At 37.3% G+C, this 23,257-nt stretch carries 20 protein-coding genes, 1 pseudogene and 1 riboswitch; of the genes and pseudogenes, 13 read left to right on the top strand and 8 right to left on the bottom strand.

Annotated elements, in window-relative coordinates:
* Positions 1 to 147 precede the first annotated feature (147 nt).
* The 3 genes from JCM12304_RS12425 (at position 148) to JCM12304_RS12435 (ending at position 4,393) form a co-directional block, all read left to right on the top strand.
* A complete protein-coding gene (locus JCM12304_RS12425; RefSeq protein ID WP_172675291.1) occupies positions 148 to 1,269 on the top strand; it encodes a tetratricopeptide repeat protein in 1,122 nt (373 codons plus the stop codon).
* 90 nt (positions 1,270 to 1,359) lie between these two features.
* A complete protein-coding gene (locus JCM12304_RS12430; protein WP_060680719.1) occupies positions 1,360 to 2,361 on the top strand; it encodes an ABC transporter substrate-binding protein in 1,002 nt (333 codons plus the stop codon).
* A 4-nt stretch (positions 2,362 to 2,365) separates the two neighbouring features.
* Positions 2,366 to 4,393, top strand: a complete 2,028-nt coding sequence (locus tag JCM12304_RS12435) for an iron ABC transporter permease (protein ID WP_060680722.1) — start codon at positions 2,366 to 2,368, stop codon at positions 4,391 to 4,393.
* 54 nt (positions 4,394 to 4,447) lie between these two features.
* Here JCM12304_RS12435 and JCM12304_RS12440 read toward each other — a convergent pair whose 3' ends face one another.
* Complete coding sequence (locus JCM12304_RS12440; RefSeq protein WP_060680724.1) at positions 4,448 to 6,391, bottom strand: aconitate hydratase; 1,944 nt, start codon at positions 6,389 to 6,391, stop codon at positions 4,448 to 4,450.
* 324 nt (positions 6,392 to 6,715) lie between these two features.
* Positions 6,716 to 6,820, top strand: a riboswitch (TPP riboswitch).
* A 100-nt stretch (positions 6,821 to 6,920) separates the two neighbouring features.
* Here JCM12304_RS12440 and thiT point away from each other — a divergent pair.
* Positions 6,921 to 7,490, top strand: coding sequence for an energy-coupled thiamine transporter ThiT (thiT, locus tag JCM12304_RS12445; RefSeq protein WP_060680725.1), 570 nt, complete (start codon positions 6,921 to 6,923; stop codon positions 7,488 to 7,490).
* A 117-nt stretch (positions 7,491 to 7,607) separates the two neighbouring features.
* Positions 7,608 to 7,742, top strand: a complete 135-nt coding sequence (locus tag JCM12304_RS20105) for a hypothetical protein (protein WP_256200829.1) — start codon at positions 7,608 to 7,610, stop codon at positions 7,740 to 7,742.
* Positions 7,743 to 7,779: 37 nt separating this feature from the next.
* Here the strand turns inward: JCM12304_RS20105 and JCM12304_RS12450 are convergent, their stop codons facing one another.
* Positions 7,780 to 8,130, bottom strand: coding sequence for a YflT domain-containing protein (locus JCM12304_RS12450; RefSeq protein WP_019376117.1), 351 nt, complete (start codon positions 8,128 to 8,130; stop codon positions 7,780 to 7,782).
* Between the two features lie 133 nt (positions 8,131 to 8,263).
* Between JCM12304_RS12450 and JCM12304_RS12455 the strand changes: the two genes are divergently transcribed.
* The 8 genes from JCM12304_RS12455 (at position 8,264) to JCM12304_RS12490 (ending at position 18,970) form a co-directional block, all read left to right on the top strand.
* Positions 8,264 to 9,685 carry a hypothetical protein gene (locus tag JCM12304_RS12455; protein ID WP_060680727.1) on the top strand — a complete coding sequence of 474 codons (1,422 nt, stop codon included), beginning with the start codon at positions 8,264 to 8,266 and terminating at the stop codon, positions 9,683 to 9,685.
* 65 nt (positions 9,686 to 9,750) lie between these two features.
* Complete coding sequence (locus JCM12304_RS12460) at positions 9,751 to 11,130, top strand: Glu/Leu/Phe/Val family dehydrogenase (RefSeq protein WP_060680729.1); 1,380 nt, start codon at positions 9,751 to 9,753, stop codon at positions 11,128 to 11,130.
* Between the two features lie 175 nt (positions 11,131 to 11,305).
* Positions 11,306 to 14,248: a formate dehydrogenase subunit alpha gene (gene fdhF, locus JCM12304_RS12465; RefSeq protein WP_060680731.1), complete on the top strand. Its 2,943-nt coding sequence runs from the start codon at positions 11,306 to 11,308 to the stop codon at positions 14,246 to 14,248.
* Positions 14,241 to 14,717 (top strand): helical membrane plugin domain-containing protein, encoded by a 477-nt coding sequence (locus JCM12304_RS12470; RefSeq protein ID WP_060680733.1) that lies wholly within the window; start codon positions 14,241 to 14,243, stop codon positions 14,715 to 14,717. Before fdhF ends, JCM12304_RS12470 begins: the two co-directional genes overlap by 8 nt.
* Before the next feature lie 177 nt (positions 14,718 to 14,894).
* Positions 14,895 to 16,643: a carbon starvation CstA family protein gene (locus tag JCM12304_RS12475; protein WP_019376112.1), complete on the top strand. Its 1,749-nt coding sequence runs from the start codon at positions 14,895 to 14,897 to the stop codon at positions 16,641 to 16,643.
* A gap of 119 nt (positions 16,644 to 16,762) precedes the next feature.
* Positions 16,763 to 17,020, top strand: coding sequence for a cory-CC-star protein (locus tag JCM12304_RS12480; RefSeq protein WP_019376111.1), 258 nt, complete (start codon positions 16,763 to 16,765; stop codon positions 17,018 to 17,020).
* A 31-nt stretch (positions 17,021 to 17,051) separates the two neighbouring features.
* Complete coding sequence (locus JCM12304_RS12485) at positions 17,052 to 17,975, top strand: ArsA family ATPase (protein WP_060680736.1); 924 nt, start codon at positions 17,052 to 17,054, stop codon at positions 17,973 to 17,975.
* Between the two features lie 14 nt (positions 17,976 to 17,989).
* Complete coding sequence (locus JCM12304_RS12490; RefSeq protein WP_060680738.1) at positions 17,990 to 18,970, top strand: zinc-binding dehydrogenase; 981 nt, start codon at positions 17,990 to 17,992, stop codon at positions 18,968 to 18,970.
* 50 nt (positions 18,971 to 19,020) lie between these two features.
* On the opposite strand, the gene JCM12304_RS12495 is transcribed toward JCM12304_RS12490, so the two are convergent.
* From JCM12304_RS12495 to spoVAC, 6 genes and pseudogenes are all read right to left on the bottom strand, one after another.
* Positions 19,021 to 20,256: a dicarboxylate/amino acid:cation symporter gene (locus JCM12304_RS12495; protein ID WP_060680740.1), complete on the bottom strand. Its 1,236-nt coding sequence runs from the start codon at positions 20,254 to 20,256 to the stop codon at positions 19,021 to 19,023.
* Positions 20,257 to 20,328: 72 nt separating this feature from the next.
* A complete protein-coding gene (locus JCM12304_RS12500) occupies positions 20,329 to 21,186 on the bottom strand; it encodes a DUF421 domain-containing protein (protein ID WP_060680742.1) in 858 nt (285 codons plus the stop codon).
* 16 nt (positions 21,187 to 21,202) lie between these two features.
* A complete protein-coding gene (locus tag JCM12304_RS12505; protein WP_019376106.1) occupies positions 21,203 to 21,403 on the bottom strand; it encodes a DUF1657 domain-containing protein in 201 nt (66 codons plus the stop codon).
* Positions 21,404 to 21,415: 12 nt separating this feature from the next.
* On the bottom strand, positions 21,416 to 21,766 hold the full coding sequence (gene spoVAE / locus JCM12304_RS12510) for a stage V sporulation protein AE (protein WP_060680744.1): 351 nt from the start codon (positions 21,764 to 21,766) through the stop codon (positions 21,416 to 21,418).
* Positions 21,763 to 22,778: pseudogene (gene spoVAD / locus JCM12304_RS12515) on the bottom strand (stage V sporulation protein AD). The gene spoVAE and the pseudogene spoVAD overlap by 4 nt, the downstream one beginning before the upstream one ends.
* Complete coding sequence (spoVAC, locus tag JCM12304_RS12520) at positions 22,778 to 23,257, bottom strand: stage V sporulation protein AC (RefSeq protein ID WP_060680746.1); 480 nt, start codon at positions 23,255 to 23,257, stop codon at positions 22,778 to 22,780. Before spoVAC ends, spoVAD begins: the two are co-directional and overlap by 1 nt.

The raw sequence follows: 23,257 nt of genomic DNA on the forward strand, positions 1-23,257 counted from the left end.
TAAGGTTTTCACAGGTGTTTATAATAATTAGCCACATATTGGCTTGTTTTGGGAATAAGTTGTTTTACAAGTTATAATTCTAATGAATGCTAGACGAATATTGGATTATTTTTATAGACAGGGGTTGAGTTAATAATAATGGGAAAAATGGACATTTTTAATATAGAAGAAAAAATAAAAGAAATAGATGATGATAATAGCAAAGAGGCTATTCAAGAAATTTTGATAGAATTTAATCGCAATCATTTTCCAAATGTTATTTCAAAAGCGAAGGAATATCGGAATAAGTTCCAAAACGAGCAACTAACACACTTACTGTTAATTATGGAAGCAACAAGTCACGCCAAAATTGGAGAGGGGAGCGCATCTATTGAAATTATCACCAGGCTCTATGAAGAGCAAAAAAGCCCTTCTGTTGATGACTTAATTTTATATAGCGAGTTGGCCTTTATGAATGATTATAAGCTTGCTCGAAGAATAATGAGTGAAGCAGTAAAGTTAATGGAAAGCAATGAAATAAATATCGAAAAAATTAAGCTTGCAAGAGCATATCTTGTTTTAGGAGAGACAGAAGAAAATCTTGAGAAGTACATAAGAGCAATTAAATATTATAAAAAGGCGTTAGCCCATTTTGTAGAAAGCAAACAAAAAGATTTGCAAATGATACAATTTCTGCATTTTAAACTAGGTGTGCTTCATTCTACAGTAAACAAACCAGAAGAAGGTGAGAATTATTTAAAGAAAGCAATGGAAATAGCAGAAAGTCAGCAGGATGTTAATGTTATTATCAACTGTATGGTGAGTTTAGCCAAGAATCTTGGGAGTAGGGGAGAAAACCAAGAAGCTTTTGCTTATTTAAAAAAAGCGCTTCCTATGTTTGAAGATTCGACTTTGAAAAACACAATGGTTCATGCGGAAGCTTATACAGAGTTAGCTTTTTATTATTTTGACCAGTCGCAACTTGAAGAAGCAGTTCCTAATTACGAAAATGCGATTCGTATTTATTTTAAACTATCACATTACTCTGCTCGAAAGTTAGGAATGATCCATATGCAGTATGCGTATTGTTTGGAACATAAAAAGAATCCGGAAGTTTCTAAAGCGGGCAATAAGTATGAGAAGGCTATTGAATTATTGGAGAGTTCAAATGATCGTGAACTTCTGGAGAATGCGCTTGCAGATGTTATATCCTTTTTTGCTCAAAAGAATAACTCGAAAAAGAAAAGGTTGTTTGAAAATAAATTTGTGCGGTTAACAAATAAAATGTAATAGTTTGTTTATTATTGACATAAGTACTAATCTAACATATGATAATGATAATCGTTATCACTTACATAGAGGATTAAAGGAGAGAAAGAAATGAAAAAATTAGGTTATCTATTTTTATTGCTTTTATTTATTTGCTTTTTGACAGCCTGTGGATCTGATGAAAAAGATGCCACCCAATCAAAAGAGGAATCAAACACTGGTAAAGAAGAAGCAAATGTTACAATAGAAGATGCATTTGGTGAACAAACGCTTAAAGAAACACCAAAAAACATTGTCGTGCTGGAGTGGTCTTATGCAGAAGACCTGCTTGCACTTGGAATCCAACCTGCAGGAGTTGCTGATTTAGATGGCTTTAACAAATGGGTAAATATTGATAAGAAATTTGATGAAAGCGTTGAAGATGTAGGTACACGTCAAGAACCTAACCTTGAAGCAATTTCTCGATTGAATCCAGATCTTATCATTGGAGTGAAATTCAGACATGAGCAATATTTAGACAGCTTAAAGGATATTGCTCCAGTAGTTACGTTTGCACCTTATGGTGATGAAGCTGTAAAAAATCATTATGAGAACATGATAAAAGAGTTTAAAACAGTGGCGAAAATCGTTGACCAAGACGCCAAAGCAGAAGAAGCCTTGCGAAATCTTGACGAAGTCATTGAAAGTGAAAAGAAACGTGTGGAAGAGGCAGATTTAGCAGGAGAGAAATACATTGCTACTCAAGCGTTTACAGCTCAAAACACGCCAACATTACGATTATTTACTGATAATTCCATGGTAGCACAAATCATGAATAACTTGGGCTTTAAAAATGCATATGAATCTGATAAAGTTGAACCGTACGGCTATAGTGAGGTAACAGTGGAAGCACTACAAAATTTCCAAGAAGAAAATATGCAGTTTTTATATATCGTGCAAGAAGATGATAATATATTTAAAAATCAATTGAAAGGTAATCCGGTGTGGGAGAATTTATCTTTTGTACAGGCAGGCAACACCCACTCATTACCTGGTGATACTTGGACATTTGGAGGAGTTTTATCTGCTGAGGTACTCACAAAACAGTTAGTCGATGCTATGGTAAATGAGTGATTAGATGAATCAATCGATAAAAAAGACAATGCTTGCGGTTCTTACCTTCGGAGGTGGAACCGCTCTTTTATGTTTTCTAGTATTTATACATATTAATCAAGGAAGCGTTTCTATCCCTTACCAGGTAGTGTTAGATGCTATACTATCGCCTGAAGATAAGCTCGCACATCATACTGTTAGGATGTTGAGACTTCCTCGTGCACTAATGGGAGTAATTGCTGGTGGCGCTTTGGCGGTATCAGGTGTGATTTTACAATCAGTTACAAAGAATCCCTTAGCTTCAGCAAGTACATTAGGTATCCATTCAGGTACTTATTTCGCAGTGGTTCTATCAACTGTATTTGTGCCAGCTTCTTTGATTGGAAACGGCATTATTCCTGCTTTTCTAGGTGGAATTATTACTTTCTTACTTGTTTTTGCTTTATCAGGAGGAAACCGTGCAACTCCTGTCAGAATGGTGCTAGCAGGTATGATTGTTACGTTTTTGTTTTCTTCTCTAACAAGTGTACTGCAAATTTTTTATGAAAATGAAACTGCAGGTATTTTTCTTTGGGGATCTGGCACACTTGTTCAAAATGATTGGAGTGGTGTGCAATTTACTTTACCAATTGTGTTTATTAGCTTTCTTCTCGTATTACTATTATCTTTTAAATTAGATACTTTAACCCTAGGTGACGATGTTGCAACAGCTTTAGGACAAAACGTTGCCATTCTGAAATTTGTTGCAATAATTGCAGCAGTTTTGCTAACTTCAGTAACAGTTAGCGTTGTTGGACCCATTGGCTTTGTGGGATTAGTTGCACCACATATTGTTAAACTTATCGGTTATAGAAAACATTTCCCATTAATCATTGCTTCATTTCTATGGGGAGGGAATGTCTTACTTTTAGCTGATATATTGGCTCGTATTGTGGATCCCTCATTTTCTGAGCTGCCTGTTGGAGCAATTACGGCATTTATTGGAGCTCCTTGGCTAATTTATCTTGTATTAAGAATGAGGAAAAGAAAATATGGAGAAGAAAATACAGCTATTATTGCAGGGAAAATTACTAGAGGGGTGTCTTTGAAAATCATTATTCCTGCGCTAATCATAGCGATTGTTGTAGGGCTGGGAATAAGTCTATCCTCAGGAAATTACGGATTTGAACCTATTACTACTTGGCAGGCGTTGATAGGAGATAGTAATAAATTCATGAAGGATCTAATATTAGAACTTCGGCTTCCGCGTGCACTTGTAGCTTTAATGAGTGGGATGTTATTAGCTGCCAGTGGTTTGATTTTTCAAGGAGTACTTAGAAACCCGCTTGCAGACCCTTCTGTTATTGGAATTACTTCAGGTGCAGGTTTGGGCGCGCTATTAATGATGTATGTATTTGGTGTATCCGCTGTCTGGATTCCTATTGGTGGGATGATAGGAGCATTTCTGTTTTTTATTTTGGTTATGGTTTTAGCTATTCGTGCACAGTTCCAACCGACAATCCTAGCTCTATTAGGGATCGGTATTTCTGCGTTTGGTACGGCCGCTATTCAAATTCTTGTAGTCCAAGCAGATATGGGTGTGGCCTCAGCTCTAACATGGCTATCAGGTACCACTTATGCAAAGGGATGGACTGAAATAATTTATTATTTGGTGTGGCCGGTTTTTCTAATATTGCCTTTACTATTTCTGAGGATAGATATATTGGATACACTTTCTTTAGGGGATGATACAGCGAAAGGGTTGGGATTGAAAGTAATGTCTGTTCGATTTCAACTGGCTCTTTTAGCTACATTGTTGGCTGCCTTTAGTGTGGCAGCGGTAGGAGCGATCGGATTTATTGGTTTAATAGCTCCTCATTTTGCAAGATTACTTGTAGGACCGGCCAATAAACGATTATTACCTGTTTCCATATTAATTGGTGGATTTTTATTATTGCTTGCAGATGTACTAAGTCGGACTATATTCGCTCCAAACGAAGTTCCGGCAGGTATTATTGTAGCAATTATCGGAGCTCCTTATTTCTTATGGCTAATGAAGAGAAAAGCTTCATAGATTTAAAAGGCAATATTTTCTTGTAAATAAAAAAAGCGCAATATGCGCTTTTTTTTATTTACGTTCTTTTATCCAATTGATTAACCCTCCAGATAAGATAATTTCCTTCTGACGGTTGGTAAGCTTATGTTGGACAGTTATTTCTTTATTGCTTTTTTGCAAAGTGGCAGATAATGTACTATCTTCTTGGATTTTTCTTCTTACATCTTTGAAGGTCAGCACCTCACCCTCAGTCAATTTATCATAATCTTCTTCGTTCGTAAATTGAAGTGGTAAGACACCAAAGTTAACTAAGTTTTGCCAATGAATTCTCGCATAATCCTTAACTAGTACGGCACGTAAGCCTAAATACCTTGGTGCCAAAGCAGCATGTTCTCTGCTCGAACCTTGCCCATAGTTATTTCCGCCGACAATCATATGTCCACCCAATTCTTTACTTTTAATTCCTCTCTCTACATAAGTGGAGTCTACGTTTTCAAAGGTGAATTTACTAATTTCAGGTAAATTACTACGATATGGCAAGACCCTTGCACCACCAGCTAATATTTCATCAGTAGATATATTGTCACCTACTTTAAGAAGAATTGGAAGCTCCAACGTATCTGGTAGTTTGTCCATTTCAGGTATTGATACAATATTAGGTCCTTTTATTAATTCAACCTGTTTGGCCTCTTCTGGAGGTAAGGGATGCTCCAGAAGATCATCATTACGATTTTGATTTTTTAATTCCTTAACTTCTGGGTAAGGGAATTCCAGGGTTCTGGGGTCTGTTATCTCTCCGGTTAAGGCAGATGCTGCTGCTACCTCAGGACTGCAAAGAAATACGCTGTCTTCTTTCGTACCAGACCTGCCAGGGAAGTTTCTTGGTGTTGTCCTTAAACTGTTCTTACCTGAAGCAGGAGCTTGTCCCATCCCGATACAACCATTGCAACCTGCCTGATGCATCCGTGCTCCAGAACCAAGTAGACTTGCAATATGCATTTCCTTTACCAAATTTGTTAGCATTTGCCTGGAAGTAGGGTTAATGTCAAATGAAATTCCCGGTGCAATTGTACGGTCCTTTACTATTTCCGCAGCTACTGCAAAATCTCTAAACCCTGGATTTGCAGAAGAACCAATGTAAGATTGGTAAATAGGAGTTCCAGCCACTTCTTCTACAGGTACGACATTTCCAGGACTGGAAGGCTTAGCAATTAAAGGAATTAATTCAGATAGATTGATTTCATCCTCCAAATCATATGTCGCATCATTGTCTGCTTTTAATTCTCTCCAATCCTCTTCACGCTGTTGTTTTTTTAAGAAGCCTCTCACTTCTTCATCTGAAGGGAAAACGCTAGTTGTAGCTCCAAGTTCTGCACCCATATTAGCAATAACATGGCGATCCATTGCGGAAAGGTTTTTAACACCTGGTCCATAGTATTCAATTATTTTCCCGACACCGCCTTTAACATCATAGCGGCGTAATAACTCAAGAATAATATCCTTAGCGCTAACCCAATCCGGTAGTTCACCTGATAATTTGACTCCAAAAATTTCTGGCATCGTAATGTATATTGGTTCTCCAGCTATCGCCATTGCAACATCTATTCCTCCAGCACCCATAGCAAGCATTCCCATGCAGCCATTGGCGCAGGTATGACTGTCAGACCCTAATAAAGTTTTACCAGGTTTAGCCAAACGTTGCATGTGAACGGGATGGCTTACACCGTTCCCAGGGCGACTATAGTATAATCCAAATCGCTTTGCTGCGCTTTCCAAAAATAGATGATCATCCGGATTTTTGCTATCTTCCTGGATCAAATTATGGTCTACGTATTGGGCAGAAGCTTCAGTCTTTGCGTAGTCTAATCCCATTGCTTCAAGTTCAAGCATTACCATTGTACCCGTAGCATCTTGCGTCAATGTCTGATCAATTTTTAACCCGATTTCTTCACCTGGTTCCATTGTTCCTGAAATAAGATGTTCCTTTATTAATTTTTGAGCAACATTTAGTCCCAAGTTATATCCTCCTCTAACATGAGTTCTATTTACCTATTCCTTTGTTAGAAGATTTTCAAACCCAAGTTAAAAGCTATGCAACAATAGCATAGCTTTAATTTTAGAGTTTGAATTGTTTCTAATTTGATCATTAAGTTTGTTTATGAGCTTCAATTTCAAAATTTATCTTAACATCCTCATCAACTAGTACTCCACCAGTTTCTAAAACTATTTACATACTTCTCTATTACCACAGTTACTAAATTTTAATCATGTTTCTTAATTAGATTAGTTGTACTAGTTTAAGAATTAAGATATAATTAAATTGATAACAAAATTAAGAACAAAGCCTTCAGGGGGAGCCGTTTTGGCTGAGAGTGAACAAATAATTGTTCTTACCCTTTGAACCTGTTAGTTAATACTAGCGTAGGGATGGTGGCTTTTTTGATGGAAAAGTAATGTTTATGACTGGTTTCCCCATCAGGAAGTCTTCCCCTTTGGCATTGCTTTTTTTGTTGTCTAAATATGTAAAGAGGGGAGATCAAGATGTATGCGTTCAAATCGTACTTTATTTTTAATTGAGGTAGCTGTTTTCACAGCGCTAGCATTACTATTGGATATACTGCCGTTATCTTTTAAAATTTGGGCACAAGGAGGTTCCATATCGTTTGCAATGATTCCTGTCTTTATTGTGGCTTTCCGATGGGGAGTAAAAGGAGGGTTGCTTTCAGGTTTCTTATGGGGCGCCTTACAAGTTGCTACAGGTACGGCTTATATTTTACATCCTTTGCAAGGTTTTATTGATTATGCAATTGCTTTTACTGTTCTTGGCTTTGCAGGAATTTTTGCTCCTAAAATTCAGCAAGCAGTAAAACATAATAACACAAGCTCTTATCTTAGTTATATTGCACTTGGGGTATTGTTAGGCTCATTCCTGCGGTTTGTTGCTCACTATACTGCTGGTGTAGTATTTTTTGAGTCAGCAATAGAAGGTCAACCAGTGTGGCTTTATTCCCTAGTTTACAACGGTTCCTATATGTTCCCGTCCTTCATTATTTGTACAATACTTGTATTTTTCTTGTTTCACACTCAACCAAGGACCTTATTAAAAGCAGCTTAAATACTAGATACGTATTATCCAAAAAAGGTAATCTTTTATGATTACCTTTTTATTGTTCGTCTCAACTTGGCAAGCATAGTAATATATCTATACCATAACTAAATGGGAGGTGTGTACTTGAAAGAATTAATAGGAAAGTGTTTTCAATGTGAAAAAGAAGTATATTGCGAAAATGGTTTTTTTAATGGTGAACAAGTGCAGGGTAAATTATTTTGCCCGGAGTGTGCAGCTGAACTAAATAATTCTAATTAAAGTAAATAAGGCAACCGGGATTCGGTTGCCTTACTTATTAGTCAAGATAGCTTGCTACATTTTCATTGTTTGTCACAATTAGTAATACTTTTCCTTCATCCATATCTTCTTCGTAGTTCTCAGCTTCCGCTTCAGAGAACCCAATTTCTTGTAGCTTCGTTCGTAACTCGTCACCTTTTTTGTTGAATAGGTTCCCAACTGCATCTCCCAGGTCCATTTCTTTTATACCAATTGTGTTAGCGTCTGTGCTACTAGCTAAACGTTTTGTTCGATCATCGTCGTGAGATAGGAGATATACATCCTTTTTATCAATTCCCTTGTCTTGTAGAATAGATACCGCTGTTTTTAACTTCTCATCATTAGTAAATTCCTTTACATATGGTTTCATTATTTAAATTGCCTCCTTCTGATGTTAGAAAATGTATTCCCGCTTCTCGCAAATATAAACCCTTTATGTTATTGTCGCGATCTACTTTCCTTTTGCATAGGCTATATAACCATTACACGAAGGAGAGAGGTTTATGGAACTGACAATGTCCCATTGGTTATATGGTTTATTTACTCTTCTAATAATCGTTACCATGATTTTTAGAAAGGGAGTGGTTTTACCGACACTTTTAGGAACATTTATTGTTGCGTGGGTAGCTAAAGGGAGTATCATATCTGGATTTATTGCAATATTTCAAGCCAATCTTGTAGCTGCTCAAGAACTGTTTAGTATATTCTTGATAATCACCTTTATGCTTGCTTTGTTAAATTCATTAAGAGATTTAGGGGCAGACCAACGAATGATTCAACCAATACAGAAGATGATGATTAATGGCCATGTATCCTACTTTGTTTTAGTGGGTGTAACCTATGTCATATCATTATTTTTCTGGCCTACCCCTGCTGTTCCACTCATCTGCGCATTGCTCGTACCCGCTGCAGTAAGAGCGGGGTTACCGGTAATGGCCGCCGCGATGGCAATAGCTATTGCAGGGCAAGGCATGGCTCTGTCTTCGGACTATATTGTTCAAGTAGCACCAAGTTTATCGGCAAAAGCAGCTGGAATTAATATCGATATGGTAGCTGATAAAGCTTTGTTACTTTCCCTTATTACCGGTTTTGTGGCCATTGGTCTCGCATATTTATTTATTCGAAAGGAAATTAGAAGAAAAGAAGACCCGCTAAATGAAGCTGATTTAGAACATATGCAGGCACCAAAGGAAACAAACAAAACGGCTCATGTGAAGAGTTTGACGAAGTGGAGTAAGCTATTTGCGGTTATTGTACCTTTAGCCCTGTTGGGTGTGGTAATTTACATGGTTTATGAAAAATTATCATCGGGAAGAATGAGTGGATTTGAAGGTGGAGATGGGGCCGCATTTGTTGGCGGAGTAGCAGTAATTCTTTTGTTACTTGCAACTGTGGCATTTGGTAAGCAACATGCATTGGATTATATTAGCACACATATTACAGATGGTTTTGTTTTTGCTTTTAAAGCAATGGGACCAGTAATTCCTATTGCAGGTTTTTTCTTTTTGGGTAGTTCCGACTTCTCTGGAAAGATCCTTGGACTAGAAAAGAATGCCCCGGCTTATTTGTTTGATTTAGTGCAATCCACCCAAGAATTCCTACCACAGAATGCCTTTTTAGCAGGTATAAGTATACTAATTATTGGTATTGTTACCGGATTGGATGGCTCTGGTTTTTCTGGTTTGCCTTTAACAGGAGCATTAGCCGCATCTTTGCAGAATACGTCTATTGATGCTGGAACTCTTGCAGCTATTGGACAAATGGGCTCTGTTTGGACTGGTGGGGGCACAATTGTAGCCTGGTCGTCGTTGATTGCCATTGCAGGTTTTTGTGGAATTTCTGTCATGGAATTAGTTAGAAAAAACTTTTTACCCGTTATTATTGGATTGTTGACTTCAACAGTAATAGCTATATTTTTGCTTTAAATTGCTTTCCGACTTCCTCTTTTGTTAGACTAAAAGGCAACATATTCAGATAGGAGGAAGAAGTGATGGAAAGTGCTACGAGTGCAATTGTGAAGGAATCTCTTGATGCTTTATTTGATGATACCAGCTTTTTGCCAGAATTGACTGATAAGACGAGAGAAAAGGCCTTTAGGTCATTGGTATCAATTCTATCAACCCCAAACCATGTTCATAAGTCTTTTCTCCGCATTCCTTTAGAGAACGGAGAAATTGTTCGGATCCCATCCTTTAGAGTGCAACATAATAATACGTTGGGGCCCTATAAGGGTGGGATTCGTTTTCATGAATCTGTAAATGAAAACGAAGTCATTAACCTTAGTACATTAATGACATTAAAAAATGCTCTCCATGAAGTTCCCTTTGGTGGGGGTAAAGGGGGAGTTATCATTAATCCGCGAGATTATGATGTTAAGGAATTGAATCTGATTTGCAAAAAATATGTGCAGTACTTTAGTCATATTTTAGGCCCGGAGAAAGACATACCTGCACCAGATGTGGGAACAGGAGAGCGAGAGATGGACTGGATGATGGGAGAGTATAAGAGTATACATCCCGGCCAAAAGTATAGAGGGAGCTTCACTGGTAAAAGTGTATTAAATGGAGGTTCACTTGGCAGAAAAGAAGCAACAGGCAGGGGTGTTTATTTTACCTTTCGCTATATGATGAGCGACTTTATTGGGGAGAAGTATAAATGGTTGGAAGAACGGGATAATATTTTTGCGAAAACAGCTCTTGCTAATTATGACAAATCTTTAAGAATAGCAATACAGGGTTTTGGAAATGTTGGTTCAATTATTGCTTTAGAGGCTTATAAATGTAATCATTTAAATAATAAAGTAATAGCAGTTAGTGATCAGAATGTTACTCTCTATAATTCAGAGGGGCTCGATATTTCCGCCTTAATAAAATATGCCAATAACAACAACAAGGATTTACCAACTTCTGAAGCCCAATTGGAAGATGCAGAGATTAAAGCCGAGGTGCGTAACCGGGATGAGTTATTAACTTTAGATGTTGATGTTCTCTTTCTTGCAGCCTTGGAAGATCAAGTGCACAAAGATAATATGAAGGAAATAAAAGCACCAATAATTGTAGAAGGTGCCAATGGACCAATCACAAGCGAAGCAGATACTTACTTAAGTGATAAGGGTAATGTAATTATCCCGGATATTCTTGCAAATGCTGGTGGAGTAATTGTTTCTTACTTTGAATGGTTGCAAGGTAGAGAAACAAAGTTTTATTCAGAGGAAGAAGTGTATAAGCGTCTTTATGATAAAATGAAGCATACGTTTGATACGGTCTTTCCACAATATTTTGGTGATGCTTTTCCACTAAGACAGAACTGCTATATCCATTCGGTTATGCGGCTCTCAACTATATTGTTTAGGCAAGGAAAATTATATTAAGTAATAAATTCATAAAGAGCATTCTTAGCGGAGTGCTCTTTTTTATTTAAAAGAATAAGGATTAATTAGTCGAAATATTTTTGTTATTATTTGAAAATATGTTTTAAAAAGTTACTAATAGGGCAATGAACAAATATACTTATCTATTATTTTCTAACTAGGGGGAGGAATAGAATTGCAAGAACATATTGTTGTGACTATTAATGGGGAGGAGTACCTGGCAGAACCGGGCCAGAATCTATTGGATTTAATTAATACTACAAATGAATTTGTACCACAAATTTGCTATAACGAATCGTTAGGACCTATCAAAACATGTGACACATGCATGGTTAAAGTTGATGGGGAGATTGTTCGTGCTTGTGGAACAACCATTCATGATGTGATGGAAGTAGATACGGTCATTGAAACTGCAAAATCAGCCCAAAAGGAAGCATTGGACCGGATCCTGGAGAAACATGAACTGTACTGTACTGTTTGTGATTATAATAATGGATCTTGTGAGATTCATAATACAGTAGCTGAATTTGGCTTGGAGGAACAGTCACGTCCTTTTGAACCAAAACCGTATGAAATAGATAACTCCAGTCCATTCTATAGGTATGATCCAGACCAATGTATTTTATGTGGGCGTTGTGTTGAAGTGTGTCAGGATGTTCAAGTAAATGAGACGTTATTAATAGACTGGAAACGTGAACAACCTCGTGTAGTATGGGATAATGATGTACCTATTGACCAGTCCTCCTGCGTTAGTTGTGGACAGTGTGTAACCGTTTGTCCTTGTAATGCTCTGATGGAAAAAAACATGGTAGGTGAAGCTGGTTTTATGACAGACCAAGAGCCAGGTTTATTACGTTCCATGATAGATTTAACAAAGAAGACAGAGCCAGGATATGGCCCTTTATTCGCGGTATCCGACACTGAAGCATCTATGAGAGAAGAGAGAATTGAAAAAACCAAGACAGTTTGTACATATTGTGGTGTCGGCTGTACTTTTGATGTATGGACAAAGGACCGAAAGATACTGAAAGTGGAACCACAGCAGGACTCTCCTGCAAATGGCATTTCTTCTTGTATTAAAGGTAAATTTGGCTGGGATTTTGTTAATTCCGAAGAACGACTTACTCGTCCATTAATTCGAAAAGATGATCACTTTGTAGAAGTGGAGTGGGAGGAAGCTTTATCCTATGTTTCTAAACGATTTAATGAGATTAAAAAAGATAAAGGAGCAGATTCTTTAGGATTTATTGCTTCTTCTAAAGCAACAAATGAAGAATCTTACTTAATGCAAAAATTTGCTAGACAGGTAATAGGTACAAATAATGTGGATAATTGTTCCAGATATTGTCAGTCGCCAGCTACTAAGGGACTTTTTCGGACAGTTGGTCACGGAGGAGATTCCGGTTCTATAGATGATATTGCAGAAGCTGAAATGGTAATTACTATAGGTTCCAACACTGCTGAGTCTCATCCAGTCCTGGCATCCAGAATAAAACGATCCCACAAATTATTCGGTCAAAAATTATACGTTTTTGACCTCCGTAAACATGAGATGGCTCAACGAGCTGATCGCTTTTTTCAGCCAAAGAGTGGTACAGATTTAGTATGGTTATCTGCAGTCACTAAATACATTATTGATCAAGGATGGGAAAACAAGGATTTTATAGGCAAGTGGGTTAATGGGTTCGAGGAGTATAAAGAAAGCTTAAGCAAATTTACGCTGGAGTATGCTGAAAAGATGACCAATATTCCAAGAGAAGATCTGATTGATATTGCAAAACAGATTGTAAATGTTGATAAACTAGCCATTTGCTGGGCTATGGGCGTTACTCAGCATCAACTTGGAAGTGATACTAGTACGGCAATATCTAACTTATTATTAATTACAGGAAATTATATGAGAAATGGAACTGGAGCGTTTCCGTTACGAGGACATAATAATGTTCAAGGGTGTAGTGATTTTGGAAGTATGCCTAATTTCTTCCCTGGGTACGAAAAGGTTTCAGATGATAATGCGAGAACACGCTATGAAAAAGCATGGAACACAGAAATTCCTAATGAACCTGGGATGGATAATCATGAAATGATGGTAGCAATCCATGAAGGCAAGCTTAATGCGCTTTATATCAAGGGTGAAGATACAGGGATTGTTGATGCAAATATCAATTATGTTACAGATGCATTGGAAAAATTGGATTTCTTTGTGGTACAAGACCTATTTCTGACTCACACAGCTCAGTATGCAGACGTAGTTTTACCTGCTGCGCCGAGTCTTGAAAAAGATGGGACTTTCACGAACACAGAAAGACGAATCCAGCGACTATATAAAGCCTTAGACCCAATGGGTGAGTCTAAACCGGATTGGGTAATCTTGAAAGACTTAGCAAATAAAATGGGTTATGATTGGGATTATCGCCATCCTTCTGAAATAATGAAGGAAGCCGCCTCTCTTGCACCATTGTTTGCAGGTGTGGATTATAAGTTGCTTGAAAACTATAATAGTTTGCAATGGCCTGTCAATGAAGATGGTACGGATACCCCGTTATTATTTACAGAGGGCTTTCCTTTTGAAGATAATAAGGCAAAATTATATCCTTTAAACTTTGAATTAAAACATGATACAGATGAAGAATTTGATCTGCATGTTAATAATGGAAGAGTACTTGAACATTTTCACGAAGGAAACATGACATATAAATCTTCTGGAATTGTAAAGGAATTACCTTCTTCCTTCATTGAAATCTCGCCAGAATTAGCAAAGGCACGAGAGATTAAGGAAGGAGCAAAAGTAAAATTAGTATCAAAAGCAGGAGAGACTACTGGTAAAGTGCATATTACAGATAGAGTTAGTGGTAATGAATTATATTTACCATTAAATGCAAGTGGAAAATCTGCTGTTAACTTTCTGACAGATAATAGTGTAGATAAGGATTCTAATACACCTGCTTATAAAGAAATTGCAGTAAGAATGGAAGTATTGGAGAAAAAAGGGAAAAGTCCATTACCGGATAATAATTACCGAAGGGGAAATCGCCAACCCCAGATTGGTGTACAGCCTGAGAGGAAATGGGAGCGGAAAGACTATATTTTCCCAGGGAAGGTGAACCAAAATGGCTAATCCTATATCAGATATTAAACGTATGGAGATTCCCGCTGAAGAAGTAGAGAAAAATAATTTGGAAGAGCTTATAAAATCAGTAAGCGAAAACAAAGAGTCATGTATAAAAGGAATAGATCTTCTATCAGCAATGAATGAAAGCGGAATGCTAGATGCAGCGAGTGCCTTAATAAAACACCGAAAAGAAGCAACAAAAAATGTGGTTCAAGAATTAAATAAGCCACAATACTCTGCGACTTTAGAAAATCTCGTGGAACTTTTCCTTTTACTTGGTGAAATCGATGTAAATAAAGTTAGTAATGTGACAGATAAAATTAATCACGGGTTGAAAGAAGCCATGGAAGTACCGCCAAGCAATCAAGAAAAGATGAATTATATTGGTATGATTAAGGCGTTAAAAGATCCGGAAATTAATAAAAGTATTACAATGATCCTCTCATTTCTAAAAGGTATGGGTAAAGAATTGTAGATAATCCTAAAAACCTGGAGTATGACATTATTACTCCAGGTTTTTTATGGGTTAAATTTTGTTGCAATTTAAATAATTATGAATTAATATAATGGTTATAATAGATAGCGCTTTCACATAGCGTAAAATAGGATAAGTCTTTCTAGCTATCCTAAAAATTTTAAGGGGGGGATTTTCATGTCAGGAATTTTGGTTGCATTACTAGGTATTGTTGTATTGTCATTAGGTTATCGCTATTATTCAAAATTTGTAGCTGAAAAGATTTTTCGTTTAGACCCTAACTATGTTACACCAGCACATCGGTATAAAGATGGGGTGGACTTTGTCCCTACTAATAAATTTGTATTATGGGGGCATCACTTTACTTCAGTTGCTGGGGCAGCCCCAATCCTAGGTCCAGCGATAGCTGTTTATTGGGGATGGCTACCTGCCTTCTTATGGGTGATACTGGGGACAGTTTTTGCTGCTGGAGTGCATGACTTTGGTACATTGGTTCTTTCAGTCCGTAATAAAGGTCAATCTGTTGGTACATTAGCACATCGACTTGTTGGTCAAAGGGCGAAAATTTTGTTTTTATTTATTATTTTAATACTAGTATTAATGGTTAATGCAGTTTTTGCTTGGGTAATATCTAATTTGTTTATTTCTTATCCAGCTAGTGTTCTACCAGTATTTATCCAAATTCCTCTTGCAATCTGGATTGGTCATGCGGTTTACAAACGAAATAAAAAGATGCTGGTACCTTCACTCTTTGCTTTGGCTGCAATGTACTTAGCTGCTATCTTAGCTAGTAAAGTAGGCTTTTTGCAGATCGACTTAGTACAATACATGGGTGGAGAAGATGGGTCTGGATTATTTGGACTAGGTGCAGTTTCCACTGCATTTCTAATTTGGATTGTAATTCTTATGATATATGTTTATATTGCTTCCACTTTACCGGTTTGGAAGTTACTACAACCAAGAGATTTTATTAACTCCCACCAACTAGTTGTAGGTTTAGGTATATTATATTTGGGTCTGTTGTTTACAAATCCCGAGATGACTGCTCCAGTTACAAATGCCAATCCGGATACACCATGGTTGCCATTATTATTTATAACTATAGCGTGTGGTGCTATATCTGGGTTTCATGGGCTTGTATCTTCTGGGACTTCTTCAAAACAATTGGATAAAGAAACAGATGCTCGCATGGTAGGTTATTTAGGTGCGGTTGGGGAAGGCGTACTAGCGTTAGTTTCTATTATTGCGGTAGCAACTTTCTTTGCAAATACGGATGAATTTTTGGCAACATATAGTAGCTTTTCTGCTGCTAATGGAGCTGGATTAGGAGTATTTGTAGAAGGAGCGGCAGGTCTGGCAGGTGGATTAGCAATTCCTCCAGATATAGCAACTACGATTGTTTCTATAATTGTAGTGAGTTTCGCTGCTACAACATTAGACACATCTGTACGACTTATGCGATATATTATTGCTGAACTTGGTGTGGAATACAAGGTCCCTGCTTTGACAAAAACTCATGTTGCCACAACTGTGGCCGTTGTTTCCAGTGCAGCCTTGGTGTTGTTGCCAGAAGGTCCGAAAGGTTTTGGTTCTGGAGGATACCAATTATGGCCGCTCTTTGGAACAGCAAATCAATTGTTAGCAGGGATTAGTTTAATGCTAATTGCTGTATGGCTAAAACGGTTAGGAAGAAACTATGCTGTTGTATTAATTCCGATGATTTTCCTGATGTTCATGACTTTGTATGCTATGTTCCAACAGGTATTATTTGAATGGTCGTGGTTTGGAAGTAACTCAAATACTCTACTATTTGTTCTTGGAGCAATTATATTTGTGTTTGCCATTTGGATTATCTTAACTGCTTTTTCTGTCTTATCAGGTAAACAGGAAACACCCTTGGATGATGATACTGAAAATTACGGATAGGGATTAAAGAGGGATCATGAAAATGGTCCCTCTTCATACATAAGTTTCTTTTTTGAAAAGGTATACGATTAATATAAACTGGGTTCATATTTTTATTATTTAGGGAAAGGAGCAGTATTATGTTTGAACAACTAAAAAAATTAGTGCAGTTTTACGATGAAGTATTAAGTATGCCACATCGTCAGGAAATTGCTCGTGAACTAAGAGATGAAGACGACTTGTTCATGCTCCTGCTATATTCAGAGATGATTGGGATACCAAACCCTGTCTATTATTACACACTTGAATTATACCCATACATGATGGAAAAGTTTCATGACTGGCATTTGAGAATGGGTATGGAAAAGTCTCCATTAACAGGCATCCGTTGCTGCTGACAAGTTATTAACATGGAAAAGGTGATATACGATGATCGATTTTAGTAAGAAAATTATTTTTGTAGGGGGTAAGGGGGGAGTTGGAAAATCGACTTCCGCCGCTGCTATTGCCTGGAAATCAGCAGAAAAAGGATATAATACATTACTAGTATCAACAGACCCAGCCCACAATTTAGGAGATATTTTCAGCCAAAAAATTGGCGGAGATATTACACAGGTAGATAACATGCTGTATGCCCTGGAAATTGATCCAGAAAGAGAAACTACGAATTACATTAATACCGTAAAAGATAATATTAAAGGAACAGTCCAATCAAGTATGATGGAAGAAGTACATCGGCAGCTTGACACTGCTAAAGCCTCGCCTGGAGCAGATGAAGCAGCGTTATTTGATAAGCTGATCTCAATAATATTAGAGGAAAGCGAAAACTTTGATAAACTAATATTCGACACTGCACCTACTGGGCATACGATCCGTCTATTATCTCTACCTGAGTTAATGGGTGTTTGGATTGAAGGGCTCCTGCAAAAAAGACAAAAAGCAAATGAAAATTATACTCAATTGTTAAATGACGGAGTTCCAGTTGAAGATCCAATATATGAAGTGCTCAAAACACGGCAAGAGCGTTTTTCAAAAGTAAGGGAAATTATGTTGAATGATACAATGACAGGTTTTGTTTTTGTGTTAAATCCCGAAAGACTTCCTATTATGGAAACCGAAAAAGCAATCAAATTACTTGACCAATATGAGCTTCCCGTGAAAACATTGATAATAAATAAAGTACTTCCTAATCATGCAGATGGGGGTTTCTTTCTTCAACGTAGAAAGCACCAGCAGCAATATTTAGATTTAATTAAAAAAACATTTAATCATCAGGAAAAAATATTTATACCATTATTTAGCCACGATATTACAAAAAAAGATGAACTGGCCGAATTTAGCAGTTTTTATTAGAAAGGAAGATTATTTTGAAGGCTTTCGTACATGAATTTGGTGAATTAAAAATAAAGGAGATGCCTGATCCTGTTGCTCTAGATAACGAAGTAGTAGTCTCACTTCGCACAGCAGGTTTGAATCGAAGAGATTTATATATACCAAATAGACGAGGTGAAGAGCAGGATGCATTGATTCTCGGTTCGGATGGAGCGGGTATTATAGATTCTGTTGGTAAGGAAGTAACTGAATTCCAAGTAGGTGATGAAGTGATTATAAATCCTGCGCTTCGCTGGGACAGAAATAGTGATGCGCCTCCCAAAGGTTTTGACATTTTGGGAATGCCTGATCATGGAACATTTGCTGAAAAAATAGCTATTTCTGCCGAGCAAGTTGAAAGAAAGCCAAGTCATCTCACATGGGATGAAGCAGGTGTACTTGCTTTATCTGCACTGACCGGTTATCGAGCTTTATTCACCAAAGGGGAAATAAAAAAAGGGGATACTGTATTTATACCGGGAGCAGGAAGTGGGGTTGCAACATATCTAATATCATTTGCTAAAAATGTGGGTGCAAAAGTAATTATAAGCTCCCGTAGTCAAGACAAGCTTCAAAAAGCAAAAGAGCTTGGTGCTGATATTACTCTTAGTAATGATAGTGATTGGACAAGTAAGTTAAAAAACGAAACTGTGGATTTAGTTATAGACAGTGTAGGGAAAGCAACATTTAATCGTTCTTTGGAAGTGCTTAAGAAAGGTGGCAGGATGGTTGTTTTTGGTGCGACAACTGAGGATACCATAGATCTTGATCTGCGTGCTTTTTTCTACGGGCAGTACCAGTTATTAGGCTCGACAATGGGAAGTCGTCAAGAATTAACAGCATTATTAAATCATATAGAAAATTTTGCTATGCGACCAGTAGTTGACAGTATATATAATTTGGATGAAATGCAGGATGCTTTTGACCTATTAAAACAGAACGAGCAATTTGGAAAGATAGCTATCAAGATAAATTAAAAAGACGGGATCTCCCCGTCTTTTTAATTTATAGAGATGTTACTCGTTTTTTAACTTGCTTCTACTTCTACGTTATCCATCCAATCTTTTCCTTCAAGATGTCTGGTTACAAGCATACTTGATACGGTGTCACCAGTCACATTAACCATCGTGGCAGGTGGATCAACTACAACTCCGATAGCAGAAATGATTGGCAGAGCCTCCATAGGAAGACCATATAATGTTATAATCATCATTTCGCCCATAAACCCTCCACCAGGAATGCCGCTCATCACAATGCCTGATAATAGACAAATTCCGATTGCAGTTAAAAAGGTATCTATTCCAGTGAAATCCATATTGAATACACCAAAGACAAATGCAATTTTAAGCATAGCAGACAAGCAAGAACCGTCCATATGTATAGTCGCACCAAGAGGCAGTACTGTTTCACGTACATCTTTAGGGACGCCTATTCGCTTTGCCGCCTGTAAATTAACAGGAAGAGAAGCTATACTACTACCTGTGCCCAGAGAAGTAGCTGCTGGAGACAAAATATTTTTCCAAAAACGTGTTACTCCAACCTTTCCACCCGCAAGGAAGGCATATAGCGTAAAGCCTATGGCGAAATACAATATAGATACAGGATAATAAACAATTACTGCTTTTGCATAATCACCGATTAAATCAGCGCCAAATTCTCCCACGAGTGAAGCAAAATATGCACCAAGTCCTATTGGAGCATAATACATAATAAGTTGAACCAGCTTCATAAATACTTCAGATGCACTTGTTAAAAAACGAGTGAAAGATCTGCCATTTTCACCTGTAATGCCAGTAGCAACACCTACCAAAACAGAGAATACTATTAAAGCCAGCATGTTTTGTCGTGAAAACAAGTCTACAAAATCAGAGACAGTAAATGTATTTACCAATTGTTCTGATAAAGTCATTTCTTCTAGTTCTCCTGGATTTTCAAGCGGAATATCTACTCCAGATCCTGGTTGGAAAATCACAGTTGCAATCAGCATAAATATCGACGCAAAGATCCCTGTTACAACAAAAACAGTAATCATAGACCCCATAATTTTACCAAGCCGTTTCATACTGTCCATGCTTGCAATGGCAGAAGATATTGTGAAGAATACTAATGGAATAACGACCATAAATAAAAGGTTAATAAATAAGTCCCCAAGAGGCTTTATTACCATTGCTTTCTCTCCAAAAATAAGTCCGATGACGGACCCGATTATAATGGAAAGAAGCAAAATAATTGGAAAGCGATAAGCTTTCATTTTTTCTTTCATAGGAGTCATCCTTTTCTTGTTTAGATATAATAATATCTTATTGTACATCAAGATAGGGATGGAAGAAAGAATTTATTTTAAATAAGGTTGTACTAACTCGGTTGCATGCTGTAATTTTCTACTATTTCTTTCATATAATTCTTTGGATTGTATATTATTGGTTTCTAAAGCGAACAATTCCAAATCAGCCTGGCATTTTTTTAAAGTTGCCAGAAGCAATTTTGCCTCTGTTGGTTGTGGTACGGTAAGTTTATCATCATAGAGATCGATGGTAAGTTGCCCGTTATTATCCGCTTGGGCAAGAAACACATTTTCAATACTGACATTTAATTTATCTAACTCTGTTTCCAACCAATTTGTATTTAAGGAAAGATTAGCTAAAGGCTCTAATAATACCTTCCCATCCATCACCACAGTCTGCGGCTCCTTTTCTGGTGCCAGTTTTAGTCCTAAATCTTTTGCTGTTAAAGGTTGATTTTCCTTCTTAGGGAGAACACTAAGTGAACCAGATGGCTCTAATACGGCAAACTCTACATCCGAAGCTAAAAAAATATCATTATCTCTCAACTTCTCCAGTAGATCATCAGTAGAGTAGCCCTCCTTTTTTAGATTTTCCTCCATAATTTTTCCGTCTTGAATAAGAACAGTACTTTTACCCTGGGTGAAATTTCTAAAGCTTTTACTTTTTAGGGCAATAAATTCTACAGCAAATGGGACAATAAACCAAATAAACATGGCAATTATTCCATAGAATATATTGCGTTCTGGTTCAATCGTATGAATAGCCACGATGCCTCCCAGAACGATGCCAGAAATATATTCAAAGATATTTAATTGAGAGATTTGCTTCTTTCCAAGCCATTTTGTCATAAAAAATAACACTATTAATAAAATGACTGATTTTAACACAATTACAAACCATTCCGGCATAAACATATATCCTTTCTTATTTATATTGAGGTTCTTGTTTCGCAAGTTGAGTAACTTGCTGTTTTAATTCTTCCTTTACGGTGGTAACAATTTTTTGTGCTTCATTGAATTTATTTTGTGTTTCTACGTCCTGTGTTTTGCTTGCCAAAAGACTTAAGCCTGCTTCCACACTTTTTATAGAAGAATAACAACTTTTAACTTGAGACCCAACAGTCAATTAAAACACCTTCTATCCTTTTGGTTTAAAAATAATTGCCCCGATAACTCCGAATATAATTGCTGCTGAGATACCGGCACTTGTGACTTCAAACATACCAGTGACAACACCGATCAAACCATGTTTTTCAGCTTCTGCCATCGCACCATGTACTAATGAATTACCAAAGCTGGTAATGGGCACAGTTACTCCAGCACCTGCAAAATCAATTAATGGCTCATACCATCCAAAACCATCTAATATAGCTCCTAAAATAACTAAAATAGTTAATGTCTGCCCAGGGTTCAACTTAAATACATCGAATAATATTTGCCCAATAACACATATAAAACCACCTATGACAAATGCCCAAAAGAATATCATGAAATATCACGTCCTGATTCGATTGATACTGCATGGGCGATACATGGAATGGAATCATTTTGCTGGATGCTTAGTGGAGAGTGTAAAGCGCCTGTGGCGACAACTAACATCTTATTGATTTCTCCTTCTTTCATTCTGTTTAGAAAGTGACCATAGGTGACAACCGCTGAACAAGCTGTACCACTTCCTCCAGATAATACGGGTTGATCTTCTCGATAAATGGTTAACCCACAATCCACATATTGTTCTTCAGGTATTACTAATCCTCTTTCATTTATTAAATCTAGAGAAACCTCTCTACCAATGTGGCCTAAATCCCCAGTGATAATTAGGTCATAATAGGATGGATCGATATTTCTATCTCTAAAATGTGCTTCTATCGTATTTACTGCTGCTGGGGCCATTGCTCCTCCCATATTAAACGGTCGGTAATCCCCATGTCTACGACCTTGCCAATCGTAGCTGAGGTTACTACAGGACCAGTTCCTTTGTTTGCTAGTAACGCACAACCTGCACCTGTCACTGTCCATTGGGCTGTCGGGGGTTTTTGACCTCCATACTCTGTTGGATAGCGGAATTGTCTCTCTGCTGCAGCGTTGTGACTGGATGTCCCACTTAGTATATAGTTTGCCCCTCCAGAGTTGACTATAGAAGATGCTAGGGCTAAGCTTTCCATTGAAGTTGCACAGGCACTGAATAAACCAAAGTAAGGTATGTCTAGTGTCTTACCAGTAAATGTAGAAGGGGTTATTTGGTTAATTAAGTCGCCACTTATGAAAAACTGTACTTGTTCCTTCTCCACATCTGTTTTTTTTAATGCAATTTGACATGCTTCTTCCATCATGGTCCGTTGTGCTTTTTCAAAAGAATCCTGTTTTATCCACATATCGTCGTGCAAAATATCAATATCATTTGCAATTCGCCCATTCGCTTCAAAGGGTCCGCCGACCGTGCCAGTGGAAATAATAGTTGGTTTATTTTTAAACATCCATGTTTGATGGCCGACAAGCATTATAACCCACCCCATTTTATTAATATTGTTTTAATAAGCGCTACGACGAATGCCGAAAAAACACCGTAAACAATTACAGGGCCTGCGAGTTTTAACATATTGCTGCCAACCCCCAGCACAAATCCCTCTGTACGATGCTCGATAGCTGAAGCAACAACAGCATTTCCAAAACCTGTAACTGGAACAGCAGAGCCGGCACCTGCAAATTGGCCAATACGGTCATATACTCCAAAGCCAGTAAGAAACATAGTAATGAAAATAAGAGTGGCGACAGTTGGATTGCCGGCTGTTTGCTCTGTGAAATCAAAATAATAAATGTAAAATGTAGAAATGGCTTGGCCAATAAGACAAATTGTGCCACCTACAAAAAAGGCTTTAATACAATTTTTAAAGATAGGCCGTTTTACTTCTCTTTTTTCTTGATAGGATTGATATTGCTGTGCTTCAGGAGTTAGTTTTTTTTTCTTTTTATCAGCCAC

The organism is Virgibacillus halodenitrificans JCM 12304 (assembly GCF_001310895.1).
Taxonomy (GTDB): Bacteria; Bacillota; Bacilli; order Bacillales; family Amphibacillaceae; genus Virgibacillus_Q; species Virgibacillus_Q halodenitrificans.

What these genes read in the sequence shown, in the direction of transcription:
- spoVAE (WP_060680744.1), bottom strand. Translation starts at nt 21,766, where the DNA reads ATGATATTCTTTTGGGCATTTGTCATAGGTGGTTTTATATGTGTTATT.
- JCM12304_RS12475 (WP_019376112.1), top strand. Translation starts at nt 14,895, where the DNA reads ATGTCAGGAATTTTGGTTGCATTACTAGGTATTGTTGTATTGTCATTA.
- JCM12304_RS12495 (WP_060680740.1), bottom strand. Translation starts at nt 20,256, where the DNA reads ATGAAAGAAAAAATGAAAGCTTATCGCTTTCCAATTATTTTGCTTCTT.
- JCM12304_RS12500 (WP_060680742.1), bottom strand. Translation starts at nt 21,186, where the DNA reads ATGCCGGAATGGTTTGTAATTGTGTTAAAATCAGTCATTTTATTAATA.
- JCM12304_RS12425 (WP_172675291.1), top strand. Translation starts at nt 148, where the DNA reads ATGGACATTTTTAATATAGAAGAAAAAATAAAAGAAATAGATGATGAT.
- JCM12304_RS12460 (WP_060680729.1), top strand. Translation starts at nt 9,751, where the DNA reads ATGGAAAGTGCTACGAGTGCAATTGTGAAGGAATCTCTTGATGCTTTA.
- JCM12304_RS12450 (WP_019376117.1), bottom strand. Translation starts at nt 8,130, where the DNA reads ATGAAACCATATGTAAAGGAATTTACTAATGATGAGAAGTTAAAAACA.
- JCM12304_RS12435 (WP_060680722.1), top strand. Translation starts at nt 2,366, where the DNA reads ATGAATCAATCGATAAAAAAGACAATGCTTGCGGTTCTTACCTTCGGA.
- thiT (WP_060680725.1), top strand. Translation starts at nt 6,921, where the DNA reads ATGCGTTCAAATCGTACTTTATTTTTAATTGAGGTAGCTGTTTTCACA.
- JCM12304_RS12480 (WP_019376111.1), top strand. Translation starts at nt 16,763, where the DNA reads ATGTTTGAACAACTAAAAAAATTAGTGCAGTTTTACGATGAAGTATTA.
- JCM12304_RS12485 (WP_060680736.1), top strand. Translation starts at nt 17,052, where the DNA reads ATGATCGATTTTAGTAAGAAAATTATTTTTGTAGGGGGTAAGGGGGGA.
- JCM12304_RS12455 (WP_060680727.1), top strand. Translation starts at nt 8,264, where the DNA reads ATGGAACTGACAATGTCCCATTGGTTATATGGTTTATTTACTCTTCTA.
- JCM12304_RS12470 (WP_060680733.1), top strand. Translation starts at nt 14,241, where the DNA reads ATGGCTAATCCTATATCAGATATTAAACGTATGGAGATTCCCGCTGAA.
- JCM12304_RS12430 (WP_060680719.1), top strand. Translation starts at nt 1,360, where the DNA reads ATGAAAAAATTAGGTTATCTATTTTTATTGCTTTTATTTATTTGCTTT.